Annotated in this window: 22 protein-coding genes; 15 read left to right on the top strand and 7 right to left on the bottom strand. The window is 74.9% G+C overall.

All coding sequences use genetic code 11. The features are described 5' to 3' along the window. Positions 1–6: 6 nt before the first annotated feature. Together LPA42_RS29170 and LPA42_RS29165 are read left to right on the top strand one after the other, a co-directional pair. Positions 7–483, top strand: a complete 477-nt coding sequence (locus tag LPA42_RS29170) for a macro domain-containing protein (RefSeq protein WP_077939851.1) — start codon at positions 7–9, stop codon at positions 481–483. A 50-nt stretch (positions 484–533) separates the two neighbouring features. Further along, entirely contained in the window at positions 534–1403 is an 870-nt protein-coding gene (locus LPA42_RS29165) for a hypothetical protein (protein WP_144082794.1), read from the top strand. Positions 1404–1476: 73 nt separating this feature from the next. Here LPA42_RS29165 and LPA42_RS29160 read toward each other — a convergent pair whose 3' ends face one another. Both LPA42_RS29160 and LPA42_RS29155 read right to left on the bottom strand, forming a co-directional pair. After that, positions 1477–2871: an FAD-dependent oxidoreductase gene (locus LPA42_RS29160; protein ID WP_077939849.1), complete on the bottom strand. Its 1395-nt coding sequence runs from the start codon at positions 2869–2871 to the stop codon at positions 1477–1479. A gap of 40 nt (positions 2872–2911) precedes the next feature. Continuing rightward, a complete protein-coding gene (locus tag LPA42_RS29155) occupies positions 2912–3400 on the bottom strand; it encodes a GNAT family N-acetyltransferase (protein WP_255378745.1) in 489 nt (162 codons plus the stop codon). 73 nt (positions 3401–3473) lie between these two features. Between LPA42_RS29155 and LPA42_RS29150 the strand changes: the two genes are divergently transcribed. The 6 genes from LPA42_RS29150 to LPA42_RS29125 all read left to right on the top strand — a co-directional run bounded on the left by LPA42_RS29150 (position 3474) and on the right by LPA42_RS29125 (position 7578). After that, a complete protein-coding gene (locus tag LPA42_RS29150) occupies positions 3474–3815 on the top strand; it encodes a helix-turn-helix transcriptional regulator (RefSeq protein ID WP_077939848.1) in 342 nt (113 codons plus the stop codon). Between the two features lie 33 nt (positions 3816–3848). Next, positions 3849–4538, top strand: a complete 690-nt coding sequence (locus LPA42_RS29145) for a helix-turn-helix domain-containing protein (protein ID WP_077939847.1) — start codon at positions 3849–3851, stop codon at positions 4536–4538. Continuing rightward, the gene (locus LPA42_RS29140; RefSeq protein ID WP_077939846.1) at positions 4531–5238 is read left to right on the top strand and encodes an arsenate reductase ArsC; all 708 of its coding nucleotides are present in this window, start codon (positions 4531–4533) and stop codon (positions 5236–5238) included. The genes LPA42_RS29145 and LPA42_RS29140 overlap by 8 nt, the downstream gene beginning before the upstream one ends. Next, positions 5235–6302 carry an ACR3 family arsenite efflux transporter gene (arsB, locus tag LPA42_RS29135; protein ID WP_077939845.1) on the top strand — a complete coding sequence of 356 codons (1068 nt, stop codon included), beginning with the start codon at positions 5235–5237 and terminating at the stop codon, positions 6300–6302. The genes LPA42_RS29140 and arsB overlap by 4 nt, the downstream gene beginning before the upstream one ends. Before the next feature lie 35 nt (positions 6303–6337). Continuing rightward, positions 6338–6745 carry an arsenate reductase ArsC gene (locus LPA42_RS29130; RefSeq protein WP_077939844.1) on the top strand — a complete coding sequence of 136 codons (408 nt, stop codon included), beginning with the start codon at positions 6338–6340 and terminating at the stop codon, positions 6743–6745. Positions 6746–6873: 128 nt separating this feature from the next. Further along, on the top strand, positions 6874–7578 hold the full coding sequence (locus tag LPA42_RS29125) for a CBS domain-containing protein (RefSeq protein ID WP_077939843.1): 705 nt from the start codon (positions 6874–6876) through the stop codon (positions 7576–7578). Positions 7579–7619: 41 nt separating this feature from the next. Here the strand turns inward: LPA42_RS29125 and LPA42_RS29120 are convergent, their stop codons facing one another. Together LPA42_RS29120 and LPA42_RS29115 are read right to left on the bottom strand one after the other, a co-directional pair. Then, positions 7620–8909, bottom strand: coding sequence for a hypothetical protein (locus LPA42_RS29120; protein ID WP_096761729.1), 1290 nt, complete (start codon positions 8907–8909; stop codon positions 7620–7622). A 56-nt stretch (positions 8910–8965) separates the two neighbouring features. Then, entirely contained in the window at positions 8966–9796 is an 831-nt protein-coding gene (locus tag LPA42_RS29115) for a sugar phosphate isomerase/epimerase family protein (protein ID WP_077939841.1), read from the bottom strand. Between the two features lie 249 nt (positions 9797–10045). On the opposite strand from LPA42_RS29115, the gene LPA42_RS29110 reads away from it, so the two are divergent. After that, positions 10046–10648 (top strand): bifunctional 2-polyprenyl-6-hydroxyphenol methylase/3-demethylubiquinol 3-O-methyltransferase UbiG, encoded by a 603-nt coding sequence (locus tag LPA42_RS29110; RefSeq protein ID WP_077939840.1) that lies wholly within the window; start codon positions 10046–10048, stop codon positions 10646–10648. 97 nt (positions 10649–10745) lie between these two features. Here LPA42_RS29110 and eccB read toward each other — a convergent pair whose 3' ends face one another. Further along, on the bottom strand, positions 10746–12134 hold the full coding sequence (eccB, locus tag LPA42_RS29105; RefSeq protein WP_077939839.1) for a type VII secretion protein EccB: 1389 nt from the start codon (positions 12132–12134) through the stop codon (positions 10746–10748). Positions 12135–12299: 165 nt separating this feature from the next. Here eccB and LPA42_RS29100 point away from each other — a divergent pair, with 165 nt between their 5' ends. Continuing rightward, complete coding sequence (locus LPA42_RS29100; RefSeq protein ID WP_043968569.1) at positions 12300–12569, top strand: metal-sensitive transcriptional regulator; 270 nt, start codon at positions 12300–12302, stop codon at positions 12567–12569. 36 nt (positions 12570–12605) lie between these two features. On the opposite strand, the gene LPA42_RS29095 is transcribed toward LPA42_RS29100, so the two are convergent. Beyond that, complete coding sequence (locus LPA42_RS29095; RefSeq protein WP_077939838.1) at positions 12606–13163, bottom strand: histidine phosphatase family protein; 558 nt, start codon at positions 13161–13163, stop codon at positions 12606–12608. Positions 13164–13288: 125 nt separating this feature from the next. Between LPA42_RS29095 and LPA42_RS29090 the strand changes: the two genes are divergently transcribed. The 5 genes from LPA42_RS29090 to LPA42_RS29070 all read left to right on the top strand — a co-directional run bounded on the left by LPA42_RS29090 (position 13289) and on the right by LPA42_RS29070 (position 16233). After that, on the top strand, positions 13289–13750 hold the full coding sequence (locus tag LPA42_RS29090) for a helix-turn-helix domain-containing protein (RefSeq protein WP_228987004.1): 462 nt from the start codon (positions 13289–13291) through the stop codon (positions 13748–13750). Continuing rightward, positions 13743–14111 (top strand): DUF4180 domain-containing protein, encoded by a 369-nt coding sequence (locus LPA42_RS29085; RefSeq protein ID WP_077939836.1) that lies wholly within the window; start codon positions 13743–13745, stop codon positions 14109–14111. Before LPA42_RS29090 ends, LPA42_RS29085 begins: the two co-directional genes overlap by 8 nt. 124 nt (positions 14112–14235) lie before the next feature. Continuing rightward, positions 14236–14943, top strand: a complete 708-nt coding sequence (locus LPA42_RS29080; protein ID WP_228987003.1) for a spermidine synthase — start codon at positions 14236–14238, stop codon at positions 14941–14943. A gap of 148 nt (positions 14944–15091) precedes the next feature. Then, complete coding sequence (locus tag LPA42_RS29075; protein WP_077939834.1) at positions 15092–15271, top strand: hypothetical protein; 180 nt, start codon at positions 15092–15094, stop codon at positions 15269–15271. A 113-nt stretch (positions 15272–15384) separates the two neighbouring features. Beyond that, positions 15385–16233 (top strand): hypothetical protein, encoded by an 849-nt coding sequence (locus LPA42_RS29070; RefSeq protein WP_077939833.1) that lies wholly within the window; start codon positions 15385–15387, stop codon positions 16231–16233. Between the two features lie 55 nt (positions 16234–16288). On the opposite strand, the gene LPA42_RS29065 is transcribed toward LPA42_RS29070, so the two are convergent. Beyond that, positions 16289–17461: an acyl-CoA desaturase gene (locus LPA42_RS29065; protein ID WP_077939832.1), complete on the bottom strand. Its 1173-nt coding sequence runs from the start codon at positions 17459–17461 to the stop codon at positions 16289–16291. Positions 17462–17471: the final 10 nt, after the last annotated feature.

The following is a 17471-nucleotide window of genomic DNA, read 5'->3' as shown; positions in this document are numbered from 1 at the left end:
CACCGGGTGGTACCACTGCAGATCATCAGGGGCGACGCGACCAGCCCGCAGGCCAGGGGGCCGAAGATCATCGCCCACGTGTGCAACGACATCGGCGGGTGGGGCAAGGGTTTCGTCCTGGCCGTGTCCCGCCGGTGGCCGGAGCCCGAGCGCGCCTACCGGCGGTGGCACCGCGAGCGCTCCGGCAACGACTTCGGCCTCGGCGCGACCCAGTTGGTCCAGGTCCGGCCCGACACCTGGGTGGCCAACATGGTCGCCCAGCGCGGCATCCGCACCGGCAGCAACGGGCCCCCGATCCGGTACGACGCCGTCGAGCGCTGCCTCGACGCCGTCGCCGCGCACGCCACGCGGCTGTCCGCCAGCGTCCATCTGCCGCGCATCGGCTGTGGCCTGGCCGGCGGCCGGTGGGAGCGCATCGAGCCGCTCGTCGTCGCGGCCCTGTGCGACCGCGACATCGCCACCACCGTCTACGACCACGACTGACCGGTGGCCGCCGGTCCGGACATGTCAGGGCCCGCAGACATAATGCCCCCGTGTCGCATGCCGATCTCACGTTGTCCGCCTGGTCGGGTCTGTCCGACGATGCCGCAGCCCGCACCGCCGCCGCCATCGCGCGGAGCACCAGAACACGCCTGACCGGCATCGGGCCGCACGCGTACGCCGGCCGGGGCGGCCGGGTCGCCTTCTTCGACCGTGACGGCGTCAGCTTCGCCCTCGTGCCGGGCGGCACCGCACAGCTCGGCCACGACCCCGAGCGCTTCGTTCCCGACGCCCGGATGCGCGCCGACTTCGCCGAGGCCAGCACGGAGTGGGCCCTCACCGAGCCGCTCGACCGTTTCCTGGCCGAGGTGACCTCGCCGCCGCGTCGCGTGTCCCTGCCGGCCCGCCTCGTCGCGGTCCGCTCCGTGGAGGCCGACACGCTGCTGCCCACCGACGACGATGACGACCCCGAGGACGATGACGGCACCGAGGGCGGCGACGATCCCGAGGGCGGCGACGAGGACGACGGCCACGCGTGGCTGGTGGCCGGGCTCGACCGCCTCGGCCTGCGACCGCCGACCCCCGACGAGTGGGAGTACGCCTGCGGGGCCGGGGCCACCACCCTGTTCCGGTGGGGCGACGGCTATCCCGAGGGCCTGCCCTACGGCACGGTGCCGCTCATCCAGGAGCCGAACCTGTTCGGCCTGGTCATCGGCGACGACCCGTACCGCGCCGAATTGACCACCGATCCGGCGGTCCTGTGCGGCGGCGACGGCGGCGCGTCGCTCTGCGGCGGCTACGGCAGCTTCCTGAGCTGGATCGTCCTCGCCACCGCCTACCGGGAGCGGGAGCTGGCGGGGACCGTGCACGACGGCGGCCTGCTCGGGGAGACGCCGGTGCGCCCCGTCGCGCCGATCCCCTGAGCCGGGGGCCGCTGCCGGGGCACGCCGGCCGCCGCCGGGGCACGGGCCGTCGCCGCGCCCCGGCGGCGCCGGGTCAGCCGGCGCAGCACCCGCCCGCGCCGGAGTCCACGGTGGCCGGTGGCAGCACCGTGAGCAGCCCGCCGGCCAGGCCGGTGGCCAGTCCCCGGGCGGGCGGCTGCGGGGCGGGGCCGCAGCAGTTCTCCCCGTCGACGGAGTCGGCCGGGTCGCTGCTGCACACCCCGGTCTCGGGCAGTTCCAGCCGCACGTCGCGGGCCGCCGCCCAGTCCCCGGCGAGGGCGGCGACGACCGAGCGGACCTGCTCGTAGCCGGTGGCCATGAGGAACGTCGGCGCGCGCCCGTAGCTCTTCATGCCGACCGCGTAGTAGCCGGGCTCGGGGTGGCTCAGCTCGTCGACGCCGTGCGGCGGGACGGTGCCGCAGGAGTGCTCGTTGGGGTCGATCAGCGGGGCCAGGGCCCGGGTCGCGCCGAGCACCGGGTCGAGGTCGAGGCGCAGCTCGGCGGCGATGCCGTGGTCGGGGCGGAAGCCGGTGGCGGCGACGATCCGGTCGACGGTCACCGACTCCTGCCCGCCGTCGGGGCGGCGCACGGTGACGGTGACCCGGTCGCCGGCCGGGTCGAGGGCGTGCACGGAGAAGCCGGTGAGCAGCCGGATCCGGCCCGCCTCGACGTGGGCGCGCAGCCGGGAACCGAGGGCGCCCCGGGCGGGCAGCGCGTCGGCGTCGCCGCCGCCGTAGGCGCGGGTCGGCGAGGCCGCGCGGATCGCCCAGGTCACCTCCGTGCCGGGCGCGTCGGCCGCCAGCTCGGCGAGGGAGAGCAGCGTGTTGGCGGCGGAGTGGCCGGCGCCGACGACGAGGGTATGCCGGCCGGCGAACCGGTCGCGGTCCGCGCCGAGCACGTCCGGCAACGCATGGTCCAGGTACGCCCCGGCTGCCGCCTCGCCCCGGGCGGGCAGGCCGGAGGCCCCGAGCACGTTCGGGGTGTCCCCGGTGCCGGAGGCGTCGATCACGGCGCGGGCCAGCAGCTCCTCGCCGTCGGCGAGCCGGACGAGGAACGGGGTCTGCTCGCGGCCGGCGGTGCGCAGCCGGTCGAGGCCGAGCCGGCTGATCGCGGCCACCCGGGCGCTCAGCCGCACCTGCGGCGCGATCTGCGGCAGCTCCGCGAGGGGCCGCAGGTACGCGTCGACCAGCTCGTCGCCGGTGGGCAGCGCGTCGGGATCGGGCGCGGTCCAGCCGCTGTCGGCGAGCAGCCGGCGGGCGGCGTCGTCGATGTCGTAGCGCCAGGGCGAGAAGGCGCGCACGTGCCCCCACCGGCGCACGGCCGCGCCGACGCTGTCCCCCGCCTCCAGGACGGTGCAGGGCAGGCCGCGCTCGTGCAGGTGCGCGGCGGCGGCGAGGCCGACGGGGCCGGCGCCGATCACCACGACGGGCAGGTCGTCGAGGACGGTCACAGGTTTCCTCCAGGTGGGTCGGATCAGCGGGATGTGGCGGTCAGCCGACGACGGTGCTGCGGCGTTCCAGCAGCACCACGTCGCGCCAGCGGCCGTGGTGCCGGCCGACCCGCTCCCGTACGCCGACGGTCCGGAAGCCGGCCCGCGCGTGCAGGGCGAGGCTGGCGGCGTTCTCCGGGAAGATCCCGGACTGGATGGTCCAGATCCCGGCGGCCTCGGTGCCGGTGATCAACGCGTCGAGCAGGAGCCGGGCGACACCTCTGCCCCGGGCCGCCGGGTCGACGTAGACGGAGTGCTCGACGACGCCCGCGTAGACGGGGCGGGTCGAGGTGGGCGACACCGCGACCCAGCCGAGCACGGTGTCGGCGTCGTCGACGGCGACGAGGCGGTGGGCGGCCAGCCGGGACGCGTCGAACGCTTCCCAGGTGGGGGCGACGGTCTCGAAGCTGGCGTCGCCGCCGTCGAGGCCGGCCTGGTAGATGGCGAGGACCGGTGCGGCGTCGGCGGCGACCATGGCGCGGATCAGCAATGCAGCCTCCCTGTCTCGACATCCGTCGAACCAGAGGCTTGCACGCTGATTAGACGTCTGTCAACCTAGAGCGATGTCGAAACAAGCGCCGGACCTGACCGCCGCGCTCTGCTGCGCGCCCCTCACGCAGCGCCGGGTGCCGACCGGGACGGCGGCGGCGCTCGCCCCGGCGTTCAAGGCGCTGGGCGACCCGGTGCGGCTGCAGCTGCTGTCGATGATCGCCTCCGCCGACGGCGGCGAGATCTGCGTGTGCGACCTCACCCCCGCCTTCGACCTGACCGGGCCGACGATCTCCCACCACCTGCGGGTGCTGCGCGAGGCGGGCCTGGTCGACGCCGAGCGGCGCGGCACCTGGGTCTGGTACCGCGCCCGCTCCGGCACGCTGCGCCAACTCGCCGCCCTGCTCGCCAGTTGACATCCGGCGTTCCGCTCAACGATAGTTGAGTCAATGAACGCTGAGCTTAATTCCCTCACCCGACGCGCCCGCGTCCACGCCGCCCTCGGCGACCCCGCGCGCCTGGCGATCGTGGACGCGCTCACCCTCGGCGACGCCTCCCCCGGGGAGATCGCCCGCAGCCTCGACATGCCCACCAACCTGGTCGCCCACCACGTCCGGGTGCTCACCGAGGCCGGCCTCGTCGTCCGGGCGCGGTCGGAGGGCGACCGGCGGCGCACCTACCTGCGACTGCTGCCGGAGGCCCTGGCCGCCCTCACACCCGCCCCGCTGACCGGGGTCGACCGGGTGGTCTTCGTCTGCACTCACAACTCCGCCCGCTCCCAGCTGGCCGCCGCGCTGTGGCGGCGCCGCACCCACGGCGCGGCCGCCTCCGCCGGCACGAAGCCCGCAGCCCGGGTGCACCCCCGGGCCGTCGCGGTGGCGCGCCGCCACCGGCTGGAGCTCGACCCCACCCGCACCGCCCACGTCGCCGACGTCGTCGGCGCCGACGACCTGGTCATCGCGGTGTGCGACAACGCGCACGAGGAGCTGACCGGCCCCGTGCGCCCCCGGCTGCACTGGTCCGTGCCCGACCCCGTCCGGATCGACACCGACGAGGCGTTCGAGGCCGCCTACGCCGACCTCGCCGGCCGCGTCGACCGCCTCGCCCCCGCCGTCTCGCCCGGAGCCCACCATGACTGACACCCGACCGCGCCCACCGGAGGGCTTCTCCGTGGACCAGCGGCTGGCCCTGCGCACCGCCGCGACCCGGCTGGCCGCCGAGTTCGACGGCACCTACGGGGCCGAGACCATCGAGCGGTTCCTGCATGCCAGCTACGACCAGTTCGCCACGGCGGGCAGCGTCCCCCACCACCTCCCGCTGCTCGCCGAGCGCTTCGCCCGGCAGCGCCTGCGCGCCCTCGCCCGGGTCGAGGGCCACCACCGCGACGGCCGGCCCGTGGCGCTGTTCCTGTGCACCCACAACGCGGGCCGCTCCCAGATGGCGCTGGGCTTCTTCGCCCACCTCGCCGGCGAGCGGGCGGTTGCCTGGTCCGGCGGCAGCGAGCCCGGCGCCGAGGTCAACCCGGCTGCCGTCGCGGCGATGGCCGAGCGGGGCGTCGACATCGCCGGTGAATTCCCCAAGCCGTGGACCGACGAGATCGTCCGGGCCGCCGACGTGGTCGTCACCATGGGCTGCGGCGACGCCTGCCCCGTCTTCCCCGGCACCCACTACGAGAGCTGGGACCTCGACGATCCGGCCGGCCTCGACGTCGCCGACGTCCGGCCGATCCGCGACGACATCGAGCGCCGTGTCCGACTGCTGCTCGACCAGTTGGGGATCGTCCCCGAGCCGGCCGGGCGCGCCCACCCGAACACCGACACTCGCCTGGAGCGCCCGTGACCACCACCCACACCGACGCCGCCGAGACCGCGGTGGTCGCCCGGCTGTCCCGCCTCGACCGGTTCCTGCCCGTCTGGATCGGCCTGGCCATGGCCGCCGGCCTGCTGCTCGGCCGGGCCGTGCCGGGCCTGGACCGGGCGCTCGACGCGGTGCAGCTCGGCGGCATCTCGCTGCCGATCGCCCTCGGCCTGCTGGTCATGATGTATCCGGTGCTGGCCAAGGTCCGCTACGACCGCCTCGACACGGTCACCGGCGACCGCCGGCTCCTCGTCTCCTCGCTGGCGCTCAACTGGATCGTCGGCCCCGCGCTGATGTTCGCCCTCGCCTGGATCTTCCTGGCCGACCAGCCCGCCTACCGCACCGGGCTGATCATCGTCGGCCTGGCCCGCTGCATCGCCATGGTGATCATCTGGAACGACCTCGCCTGCGGCGACCGGGAGGCCGCCGCCGTGCTGGTCGCCCTGAACTCGGTGTTCCAGGTGCTCGCCTTCGGGCTGCTCGGCTGGTTCTACCTGGCCGTGCTCCCCGGCTGGCTCGGCCTGTCCGGCGCCGAGCTGGCGGTCTCGGGCTGGGACATCGCCCGCAACGTGCTCATCTTCCTCGGCGTGCCGCTGCTCGCCGGCTGGCTCACCCGCCGCCTCGGCGAACGCGCCCGGGGCCGCGAGTGGTACGAGTCGCGCCTGCTGCCCCGGATCGGCCCCGCCGCCCTGTACGGGCTGCTGTTCACCATCGTGGTGCTCTTCGCGTTGCAGGGCGACGCGATCACCGGCCGGCCGCTCGACGTGGCCCGCATCGCGGTGCCGCTGCTGGTCTACTTCGCGCTCATGTGGGCCGGGGCGTACCTGCTCGGCCGGGCGATCGGCCTCGGCTACGCGCGCACCACCACCCTCGCCTTCACCGCCGCCGGCAACAACTTCGAGCTGGCCATCGCCGTGGCCATCGGCACCTTCGGCGTCGCCTCCGGCCAGGCCCTCGCCGGGGTCGTCGGCCCGCTGATCGAGGTGCCCGTCCTCGTCGGCCTGGTCTACGTCTCGCTGTGGCTGCGCCGGCACTTCACCCACTGACCCCATCACACCCCGTCACCCCGGAGGAAACCACCGTGGCCGACAAGCCCAGCGTCCTGTTCGTCTGCGTGCACAACGCGGGCCGCTCCCAGATGGCCGCCGGCTGGCTGCGTCACCTGGCGGGCGACGCCGTCGAGGTCCGCTCCGCCGGCTCCGCCCCCGCCGAGACGGTCAACCCGGCCGCCGTCGAGGCCATGGCCGAGGTGGGCATCGACATCACCGACCAGCGGCCCAAGTTGCTGGAGTACGCCACCGCCGAGTCCTCCGACGTGATCGTCACCATGGGCTGCGGCGACGCCTGCCCCGTCTTCCCCGGCAAGCGCTACGAGGACTGGAAGCTCGACGACCCGGCCGGGCAGGGGGTCGAGGCCGTCCGGCCCATCCGCGACGAGATCCGGTCCCGGGTGGAGGCGCTGCTGCGCGAGCTGTCCCCCGCCCGCTGACCGGCCGCCCGCCGGGACCTCCGGCCCGTGGGGTACGGGCAGGAGGTCCCCGCGTTCGCCGGGCCGGCCGGCCCTGCCCAGCACCACCCGTCCGCTCCTACGGTCGGGGTGGAACGAGGGAGGTCGCCATGCGGGCGTGGCAGGTGCGGGACGTGATGACGACGGACGTCGCGGCGGTACGGGAGGGCACGGCGTACCGGGAGATCGTCGACGTGCTCACCGGCTGGCGCGTCACCGCGGCGCCGGTGGTGGACGGCGCGCGGCGGGTCCTCGGGGTGGTCTCCGAGGCGGACCTCCTGCACAAGGTGGAGCTGCTCGGGCAGCCGCACGAGCGGCGGGTGTTCGTCGGCCGCCGGCACCGCGAGGCGCAGGTCAAGGCCGGGGCGACGCTCGCCGCCGACCTGATGAGCGCCCCGGCGGTCACCGTCGGGCCGGACGCGTCCTGCGTCGAGGCGGCGCGGCTCATGACCCAGCGGCACGTCAAGCGGCTGCCGGTGGTCGACGACCTGGGCCGGCTGGTGGGCATCGTGACCCGTGGCGACCTGCTCCGGGTGCACCTGCGCCCCGACGGCGACATCCGCGCCGACGTGGTGGACGAGGTGCTGCGCCGGACGCTGGGCGTCCGCGACGACGTCGTCGACGTCACCGTGCACGAGGGCGTGGTCACCCTCACCGGCCAGCTCGACCGCCGCTCCACGGTGCGCCTCGCGCTGCGGCTGTCCGCACAGGTCAGCGGGGTCGTCGAGGTGGTCGACGCGCTCGGGTACGCCGTCGACGACATCCCGCTGTCCGGGCTGCGGGTGGGCGGCGGCACCCCGGCGGGCGTGTCCTGATCCCCGGCGGCCGGCCGGCCCGCCCGTGGGCCGCCGGCCGCTCAGGTTTCGGCGAGGACGTCGAGCAGCAGCGCGGCGGTCCAGCCGAACGCGGGCGAGCCGAGCCCGGCACCGGTGTCGGGGTGGAAGTACTCGTGACAGCCGGCGGTCGCGACGAGGTCGATCATCGAGTCGCGCAGCCCGGCGGCCAGGTCGAACCGGTGGTGGGCGCGCAGCCCCCGCCACAGCAGCCAGTTGAGGTTCTGCCAGCTCGGGCCCCGCCAGTAGCGCAGCGGCTCGAAGTCGGGCGCGGTGCGGTCGTGGCTGGGCAGCGGCCGGTCCATCCGGGCCGCCAGCCCGAACCGGGGCGAGCAGGCCTCGGCGAGCAGCGCCGCGACCGGCCGGGCGGGCAGGCCGGGCAGCGCCAGGGGCATGAGGCCCAGCGCGGTGCGGGCCGGGACGAGCCGGCCGGTGCGCAGGTCCCGGGGGTGGAAGGTGCCGCCGACCGGGTCGTACAGCCGGTCCACCAGGGCGGCGGTGATGCGGACCGCGCGCTCGCGGTGCGGGCCCGGGTCGGCCCCGGTCTCGCGGGCGATCGCGGCGAGCGCGTGTTCGGCGAGCCCCAGCGCCGTGTTCAGCAGCGGGCACTCCACCAGGAACAGGTGCCGCCCGTCCAGCCCGTCGTCGCGGTATCCGCCGGCCCGATAGGCGTCGACCAGCGCGACGTAGCGCGCGTAGTCCAGGTCCGTGGGGCGGTGCGCGGCGTCGGCGTGCACGGTGTCGTGCCGCCGGTACGCCCGCATGACCGCCGCGTCGGCGGGCACCGCGGCCAGCGGCGGGTCCCAGGCGGGGCTGTTGTCCAGCCCGGACTCCCACGGGTGCACGATGCAGGCGAGCCCCGCCCCGCCGACGTCGCGCCGGCCGGTGAGGTAGCGCTGCCAGGCGACCAGCCGGGGGTAGAGCCAGGCCAGCTCGGCCCGGCTGCGCTCCGACGGTGCCCGGCGGTGCACCAGCCACGCGGCGAGGGCGTGCAGGGGCGGCTGGACGATGCCGGAGGTGGCCACGGCGGGCGCGCCGGGCACCTGCGCCGAGTCCCAGAACGCGGGCCCCGGGAAGTAGGACCCGGCGCGCAGGGCGGGGTTGAACACGATGTGCGGCACCCGCCCGTCGGCCCACTGGGCGGCGAACAGGGTGCGCAGCTCCCGCCAGGCCCGGTCGGGGCGCACGTGGGCCAGACCGACGGCGACGAAAGCCGAGTCCCAGCTCCACTGGTGCGGATAGAGGGTGCGCGACGGGACGGTGTGGTCGTGCTCCCAGTTGCCGTCGAGGGTGGCCACCGCCAGCCGCCACAGCGCCCCCGTCTCCCGGGCGCGGGCCGGTGCGCCGCCGTCGGCGGCGGTGCCGGTGCTCACGCGGCCATCCGCCGGGGCTCGGCGTGCCGCAGCACGGTGACCGCCTGGTGCAGCGCCTGCACCGGCTCGCCGCGCAGCCGGCAGCCCAGCGCCAGCCAGCCCGGGTAGCCGAGGTCGCGCAGGGTGCGCACGAGCTCCGGCCAGTCGAGGTGGCCGGCGCCGGGCTGGTGCCGGTTGGTGTCGCTGACCTGCACGTGCCCGAGGTAGGGGGCGGCGGCCCGCAGGGCGGCGTGCACGTCGTCCTCCTCGATGTTCATGTGGAACGTGTCGGCGGCGACCCGCACCGAGGGCAGGCCGACGGCCGCGCAGAGCGCCACCGCCTCGTCGAGCCGGTTGACCATGTGGTCCTCGTACCGGTTGAGCGGTGCGAGGAACAGGGTGACACCCTCGGCGCGGGCGTGTTCGCCCAGGGTGCCGAGGGCGTCCAGGAGGGCCTGGCGGTCGCCGGCCGGCGGGCGGGGCCGCTGGAACGGCGGCAGCCGGCGGGCGGGCGTCGCCCGGGCGGCGGCGGTCGTCACCCCGACGCCGCCCAGCTCGGCGATGACGGAGAGCTGGGAGCGCAGGTCGCGTACCGCGTCGGCGGAGCGCTCGGGGTCGACGTCGCCGATGAGGGGGCCCGGCTCGACGCGGACGGTCGGCATGACCACCCCGGCGGCGCGGGCGCGGCGCAGCTCCGGCAGCCGGCGGGCGAGGGCCGGCTCGCCGCGGCCGCGCAGCTCGATGCCGGTGAAGCCGAGCGCGGCGGCGAGGGCGTGCTTGCGGATCAGGTCGTCGCCGGGGAGCAGCTGCTCCTGGCAGGCCAGCGGGATGGTCGGCGGAACGGTCATGGGCACCTCGGCACGACGTGGCGGGCGTCGGCGTCGCCGTGGTCGAGCGGCACCCGGGCACCTGAGCTGATCCGTCGGGGCCGGCGAGTGGGACAACCCGGTTGACCATGAGTCACATCGGTTGCACTGGGCTTCAGTGTAGAGCAAAAAATCGGCATATGTCTTGTTATTGATCAATCGGCACCCTTCCGGCGGGGCGGGGTGGGGCTGACCGCGGGCCCGGCGGGTCGGCTCGGCTAGCGTGGGGCGATGGCGAACCCGACCCGATGGGTGACCGACACCGGCCCCGAACACTCGCAGTGGTATGTCGACCGGTTCCGCCGGCTGGCGGCCGAGGGCGCGGACCTGGCCGGCGAGGCCCGGCTGCTGGACGCGATGGTGCCGCCGCGCGCCCGTGTCCTCGACGCCGGCTGCGGCACCGGCCGGGTGGGCGCGGCGCTGCACGACCGGGGCCACACGGTGGTGGGCGTCGACGCCGACCCGGTGCTGGTCGAGGCGGCCGGCGTCGACCACCCCGGCCCCCGCTGGCTGGTCGGCGACCTGGCCGAGCTGGACCTCGCGGCGGCCGGGGAGCCCGAGCCGTTCGACGCCGCCGTGCTTGCCGGCAACGTGATGGCGTTCGTCGCGCCCGGCACCGAGCAGCGGGTGCTCGGGCGGGTCGCCGCGCACGTGCGCCCCGACGGGGTGGTGGTCGTCGGCTTCGGCACCGACCGGGGCTACCGGCTGGCCGACTTCGACGCCGACGCGGTCGCCGCCGGCCTCCGCCTGGAGCACCGCTTCGCCACCTGGGACCTGCGGCCGTGGCGCGACGACGCCGACTTCGCGGTCACCGTGCTGCGCCGCCCCGCCTGACCGGCCTCCCCACGCCCGCCGCCGGCCGGCGCCCGCCGCCGGAGCGGGGTGAGAGGGGAACCCTTCTCTACCGTAGGCGTTAACAGGGGGCCCTTCCTTACTCGCCGGCCGAGCGGGCCGCCGCCGGGTCGAGCGGGCTGCCGGCCGGCACGAGACCCACCAGGCCGGCGGGCAGCCGGACGGGGCGCACGTCGCGGTAGCCGAGCATGCCGAGCACGGTGGGGTCGGCCAGCACGTACCGGCGGCCGAGATCGGTGACCACGCTCAGCGCGCCGCCGGTGGCACCCGGTGCGGCGACCGATTCCACCACGGCGCCGTGCCCGGGTTCGACCACGACGTGGTCGGCGACCGCCGTCCCGCCCGTCCCCTGCGGGGTGTCCGACAGGTCGGGCAGGGTCGCGCCCAGCCGGACGTCGCCCGCGTCCGCGTCGTCGCCGACGCGGACGCAGAGCGCCCCCGGGTCCGCCGCGGCGAGCCGGGGCGGGGTCGGCGGCGGGGCGGCCGGCCCGGTCGGCACCAGGTCCGGCAGCTTGGGCAGGGCGGCGAACCGGCCGAGGGTCATCGCCTCCGGTTCCCCCTGGCCGGTGCGGGCCAGCAGCAGGGTGGCCTGCAACTCGGTGACGCCGGCCAGGCCGCCGGTGAGGGCGACGGCGTACTGGCGGCCGCCGCCGGAGTTGCGGACGAGGAAGACGTCGCCGACCGTCGCGCCGGTCACCCGGGGCGACGGTTGGCCGAGGCCGGGCAGGTCGAGCGGGGCGAGGTCGGCCCCGGCCGGGATGCTGTTGATCAGGGCGGGCGCGGCCGGCACCGCCCGCTGCCGGGTGGCGGCGAGCGCGGCGAGCACCCGCCCGGTGTCGCGCAGCAGGTAGCGGCGGGCGTGCCAGACCAGGTGCAGCCCGCCGTCCGGGTGTTGCAGCAGGATCGCGTCGTCGCCCAGGGCCCGGCCGCCGGTGGCCGCCGTGCCGATCAGCACGACCGACCGGGGTGCGGCGGGTTCCGCCCCGGCGGCGGCGCGCTCGGCCCCGGCGGCCGAGCAGACCGTCCATCCGGCGGTGGACAGCCGGGCCCGGTCGGGCAGCGAGTCGGGGGCGTCGGGGATGCCCAGCGGCAGCCCGCGCGGCACGCCCTCGATCGAGCGGCGGGAGACCAGCACGGTCTTCGCCCGCTCGGCGCCGATGATCAGCAGGGCGGAGGCGTAGTTGAGCACCGGGTGCAGCTTCTGCTCGCGGTAGACGAACCGGGCGCCGGACTCCTTCTCCACGATCACCGCGCCGGTGTCGCGCCACTTGGTGCCGCCGCCGGCGAACAGCCCGTAGAGGGCGAAGCCGCCGAGGGCGATCGCGGCGACCAGGACACTGGCCAGCCCGGCCCCGGCCAGCCGCCGAAACGGCGACCGTGCGGGGTCCGTCTCCCGCATCACCAGGGCGGCGACCGCCCGCTGCACGGTGAACTGGTACGAGTGAAGCTGGTCCTGCCGCGACGGCATGCGGTTTCCTCCGACCGGTCGATCGGGGCACAGGATAGACGCTGCGTCGATCCCCCGGAGACCCTCCGCCACGAGGGCGGGCAGGCGCGGGGTCGTAGGGTGTGACGCGAAGCGGTGGCCACGGCGTACCCCCCGGGGTACCCTTCTCCCCGGAGGTGACGCGAGGTGAAGCTGCGACCGGAGATGACCGCCGACGCCCTGACCCGCCTGAAGCGGGCCCGGGGTCAGCTCAACGCCGTGATCGACATGATCGAGTCGGGAGAGGACTGCCGCGCCACGCTGACCCAGCTCGCCGCGGTCTCCAAGGCCCTCGACCGGGCCGGCTACAAGCTGATCGCGTCCGGGATGCGGCACTGCAACGCCGCCCGCGACCGGGGCGAGGACCCGGAGATGACCGAGGAGGAGCTGGAGAAGCTCTTCCTGGCACTCTCCTGAGCCCCCGCGCCCGGCGGGTCACCCGCGGGCGCGGGCTCAGGCGCGGGCGGGGTGGCGGGCGTCGGTGTCATACTCCCAGCCCTCGCGCCAGGCGAAGTCGACGGTGATCAGCTCCTCCAGCGGGACGCCGTCGAGCAGGTGGTCCAGCGCCCACCGGGTGGCGACGTGCCCGATCACCAGGATCCGACGCCCGTGCCAGCGCAGCGGGACGTCGTCGAGGAAGCGCCCGGCCCGCAGCACGGCCTGCCGCCAGCTCTCGCCACCCGGATAGGGCGAGTCGAGGTGGCGGGCCCGGCCCTGGTGCAGCTCCACCGCGGAGGTGCCGTTGCGGTCGCCGTAGTCGCACTCGCGCAGCCGCCAGTCGTACAGGACCGGGATGCCGGTGCCGCCGAAGGCCACCTCGGCGGTCTCCACCGCCCGGCGCAGGTCCGAGGTGAAGACGGCCGCGATGCCGTCGTGGCGCCTGCGGTCACCGAGCTCGGCGGCCAGCGCCCGGCCGCGCGCGGACAGCCGCCCCGGCAGCCAGCCGGTCGCCACTCCCCGGTCGTTGTCCTCACTCCACGAATGGGTCTCGAAGACGATCCGCGTCGACATGGATCAAGGCTAGGGGCCCGACGGCGGCAGAGGTTGCCGTCGCGTGACAGCCCTGTGAGCGAAACCGCCCCCGGCCGCGACCCAACATTCCCTATCAACACCCTTTCGGGGTACGGTAGGGAGCGATGAGGGAAGAAATGTACTCGGTCGAGCAGGTGGCCGACCTCCTCGGCCTGCACGTGCGCACGGTGCGCGGTTACATCCGTGCCGGCCGGCTCCGGGCCACCCGGATCGGCAAGCAGTACCGGATCGCCCGCGCCGACCTCGACGCGCTCACCGGCCACCCGCCGACGCCGCCGGCGCGGAGCACCTCGGTGGAGGTGTCGAGCATCGTGCAGGTCGACGGCGTCGACCGGGCCACGGCCGACCGGCTCGGCACGTTTGTCCTGGCCGGGGCGAACAACGGGTACGACCTCGCGCACCCGCTGCGGGTGCAGACCGTCCACGACGAGGAGCGGAACCGGATGAAGATCGTGATCCTGGGCGGCACCGCCGCCACGGCCGACCTGCTGCGCATGATCGATGCCGTGCTCGACGCCGACGGCGGCCTGCTCGGCCGCGAGGACGGGGAGGCGGACGATGCCTGACGAGATGCGGGAGCTGGCCGGGGTGCCGGTGCTGGTGTGCGACGCCGACGGCCCCGTGGTGGCCACCGAGCAGGACGCGCTGGACCTGATCGGCGCGGCCTTCCTCGGCGCGCAGGTGGTGGCCGTGCCCGTGGACCGGCTGGCCGAGGGGTTCTTCTCACTCGGCACCCGGTTCGCCGGCGACGTGATGCAGAAGTTCGTCAATTACCGGCTGCGCCTGGCCGTCGTCGGCGACATCTCCGGGCACCTGGCGGCCAGCCCGGCGCTGCGCGCCCTGGTGCACGAGTCCAACCGGGCCGACCACGTGTGGTTCCTGCCCGACCTCGACGCGCTCGACGCCCGGCTGCGCGCCGGGTCCTGACCGGTCCCCGGCGGCCGGACGCGGGCGCGGCGCGCCCGTACCGGATGGCGGTTGTTGCGGCGGCCGGGCCCGCGCGGGCGGTAAGATCCGCTCGGACCCGGCCGAAGTGAGGACCCGCGTGGGCGTGCGATTCGAGGAACTGGCCTGGCGGGAGACCCCGATCGGCGAGATCAGCCTCCGCCGTCGGCACGACCCCGCACTGGACCGCGAGGTCTACGAGGTCAAGCTCGACGACGAGTTCCTGATGTCCAGCCTCTTCCCCGTCGCGGAGATCGAGCTGGCCCGGCTCGGGCTGGCCCCGCTGCACGGCACGGCGCTCGACGTCGTGGTCGGCGGACTCGGCCTCGGCTACACGGCCCGCACCGCCCTGGAGGACCCCCGGGTGGCCTCGCTGCTGGTGGTGGAGGCGATCGAGGACGTCATCGGCTGGCACCGGCAGGGCCTGCTGCCGTTCGCGGCGGGCCTCGCCGACGACCCGCGCACCCGGTTCGTCCAGGCGGACTTCTTCGCGGCCGTGGCCGACGGGGCGGGCTTCGACCCGGACTCCCCCGGCCGCCGGTTCGACGCGATCCTGCTCGACGTGGACCACTCGCCCCGGCACGTGCTGCACCCGAGCCACGCCCCGTTCTACACCGACGAGGGCCTGCGCCGCCTCGCCGGCCTGCTGCACCCGGACGGGGTGTTCGCGCTCTGGTCCAACGACCCGCCCGACCCGGACTTCCAGCGGGTGCTCACCGGGGTGTTCCCGACCTCCCTGGCCCACGTCGTCCGCTTCCCCAACCCGTTGCAGGGCCGGGAGTCGGCCAACACCGTCTACGTCGCCCGCCGCTAGCCGCCGACACCGGCCAGCCACGCCGGGCCGACGAACTCGGCCCGGCCCACGGGCATGGCGGCCGCGGGCATGGCGGCGGCCGAACCGGGAAAGGCGTGTCCGGCGGACGCCCCGGTCGGCGGGACCGTCCGGTCAACGGGAGGTGGACATGCGCGCCATGCTCTGGGTCGTCGGCGTCGTCGCCGGCGCGCTCATCCTGCTGGGGCTGCTGCTCGAGGCGGTCCGCTGGCTGGTGATCATCGGGGTGATCGCGCTGGTCGCGGTCATCGTGTTCGCGTTCGTCAAGGGCCGGCAGGCGGTACAGCACCGACACTCGGCGCGGCGCTGAGCCCTGCCGGCGGCGACCGCCGGACATCCACCGTGATCACTTGTCCGGCAGTGACAGGGTGATCTATCATCCTCACGATGCGCAACCGTCGCGCCCCGTGAAGGAGCAGCTTCGTGTCCAACCGGGGCGCGTACTTCGTCGCCAACGACGCCATCCTGGATCTCGCGATCGCGTTCCTGAACAGCTTCCGCGCCCACAACCCGTCGATCCCGCTGTGCCTCGTGCCGTTCGGTGACGACGTCGGGGACATCGCCGCGCTCGCTGGCGAGTACGACTTCTCGGTCTGGCGCGACCAGGCAAGGCTGGACTGGTGTGACGACATCAGTCGCAGGTTCCACGGCCATACCGTCGGGCAGTACCGCAAGCTGGCGATCTGGGACGGCCCCTTCGACGAGTTCGTCTACATCGACACCGACACGGTGGTCCTCAGCGACATCGGCTTCACCTTCCGGCTCCTGGACCGCTTCGACTTCCTCACCTCCCACTCGGACCTGCCCGACCTCCGCAGGTGGGTGTGGAAGGACTCGGTGTACGCCGCCGGGGCCCTGAGCCGGCGGCAGGTCTCATACTCCGCCAACACCGGGTTCGTGGTCTCCCGCAAGCCGGCCCTGACGCCGGCATCGGTCGAGGCGCGGCTCCCCGCCGCTCTGGCGCTCGCCGAGCACATGGAGCTGTCCTGCTACGAGCAGCCGCTGCTGAACTATCTCATCGTGACGGCGGGGGGCGGGTACGGCAGCCTGCTGACCGTCGCGGCGGCCACCGGGTCGTGGCGCATCCCCCTCGAACGCTGGGCCGGCGACCCGTCGCTGTCCGTGCGGGACGGCCGGTTGGTCGGGTCGCGCACGCCGAGCCTGCTGATGCACTGGGCCGGCGAGTGGGCCCGCGCCCGCGCGACCGGCCGGCAGATCCCGTACGTCGAGCTGTGGAAGCACTACCGCCGGCTGCGGGAACCCGTCGGCTAGGCACCGCCGCCGGCCGCGGGGCGCGGCACCAGCCGCGCCCGCGGCCACCGGCCCGTCACACCGAGGCGGTCGCGAGGGCGTCCTTCCTCTCCTGCGGGCCGTGCGGGAGCGCCCCGGCGGGCGGCGGGGCGGGGGTCTCGGCGGCGCGGTTGGGCAGGGAGAGCCGGATGACCTTCCACCAGGCGGAGGCGACCTGCTTCGGCAACGCCCCGGTGGTGTACGTCAGCCCGTACCTGGCGAACAGCGCCCGCACCTCGGGGGCCACCTCCTGATAGCGGCAGCTCGGCAGGTCGGGGAAGAGGTGGTGCTCGATCTGGAACGACAGGTTGCCGGTCATGATGTGCAGCAGCCGGCTGCCGCTGATGTTGGCCGAGCCGAGCATCTGCCGCAGGTACCACTCGCCCCGGGTCTCCCCCTCGATGGAGGTCTTCTCGAAGGTCTCCACCCCCTCCGGGAAGTGCCCGCACATGATCACCGAGTGGCTCCACAGGTTGCGGATCAGGTTGGCGGTGAAGGTGGCCGCGAGGGTGCTGAGGAACGACGGCCCCGACAGCAGCGGGTGGATGACGTAGTCCTTGAGGAACTGGCGGCGGATCTTGCGACCGACCGCGCGGGCCCGGGCCCGGAACTCGGGGGCCTTGTGCCGACCCTTGCGCAGGTTGCGGCCCAGCTCCAGGTCGTACGCGGCGATGCCGTACTCGAAGAAGCAGGCGTTGATCAGGTTCCACAGCGGCTGGCCGAGGTGGACCGGGTGCCACGGCTGGTCCTCGTCGACGCGCATGATGCCGTACCCGAGGTCGTTGTCCTTGCCGAGCACGTTGGTGTACGTGTGGTGCAGCTGGTTGTGCGAGTGCTTCCACTGCTCGGCCGGGGAGACGTGGTCCCACTCCCAGGTCGTCGAGTGGATCTTCGGGTCGCGCATGAAGTCGTACTGGCCGTGCAGGACGTTGTGGCCGATCTCCATGTTCTCCAGGATCTTGGCCACGGCGAGGCCGAGGGTGCCGACCACCCAGGCCGGCGGGAACAGCGAGAACAGCAGCACCGCCCGGCTGCCCAGCTCCAGCCGGCGCTGGGTCGAGATGACCTTGCGGATGTAGGCGGCGTCGGCCTCGCCGCGGCTGGCGAGCACCCGGTCGCGGATGGCGTCGAGCTCCCGGCCCAGCTCCTCGATGTCGGTGGCGGTGAGGTGGGCGATCGGGTTGTGGGCCTTCTTCTGGATGGCGGTCACGTCCGGTTCT

The organism is Micromonospora sp. DH13, from assembly GCF_020873825.1.
GTDB lineage: Bacteria > Actinomycetota > Actinomycetes > Mycobacteriales > Micromonosporaceae > Micromonospora > Micromonospora haikouensis.
This window is presented reverse-complemented; position numbering and strand designations above follow the sequence as displayed.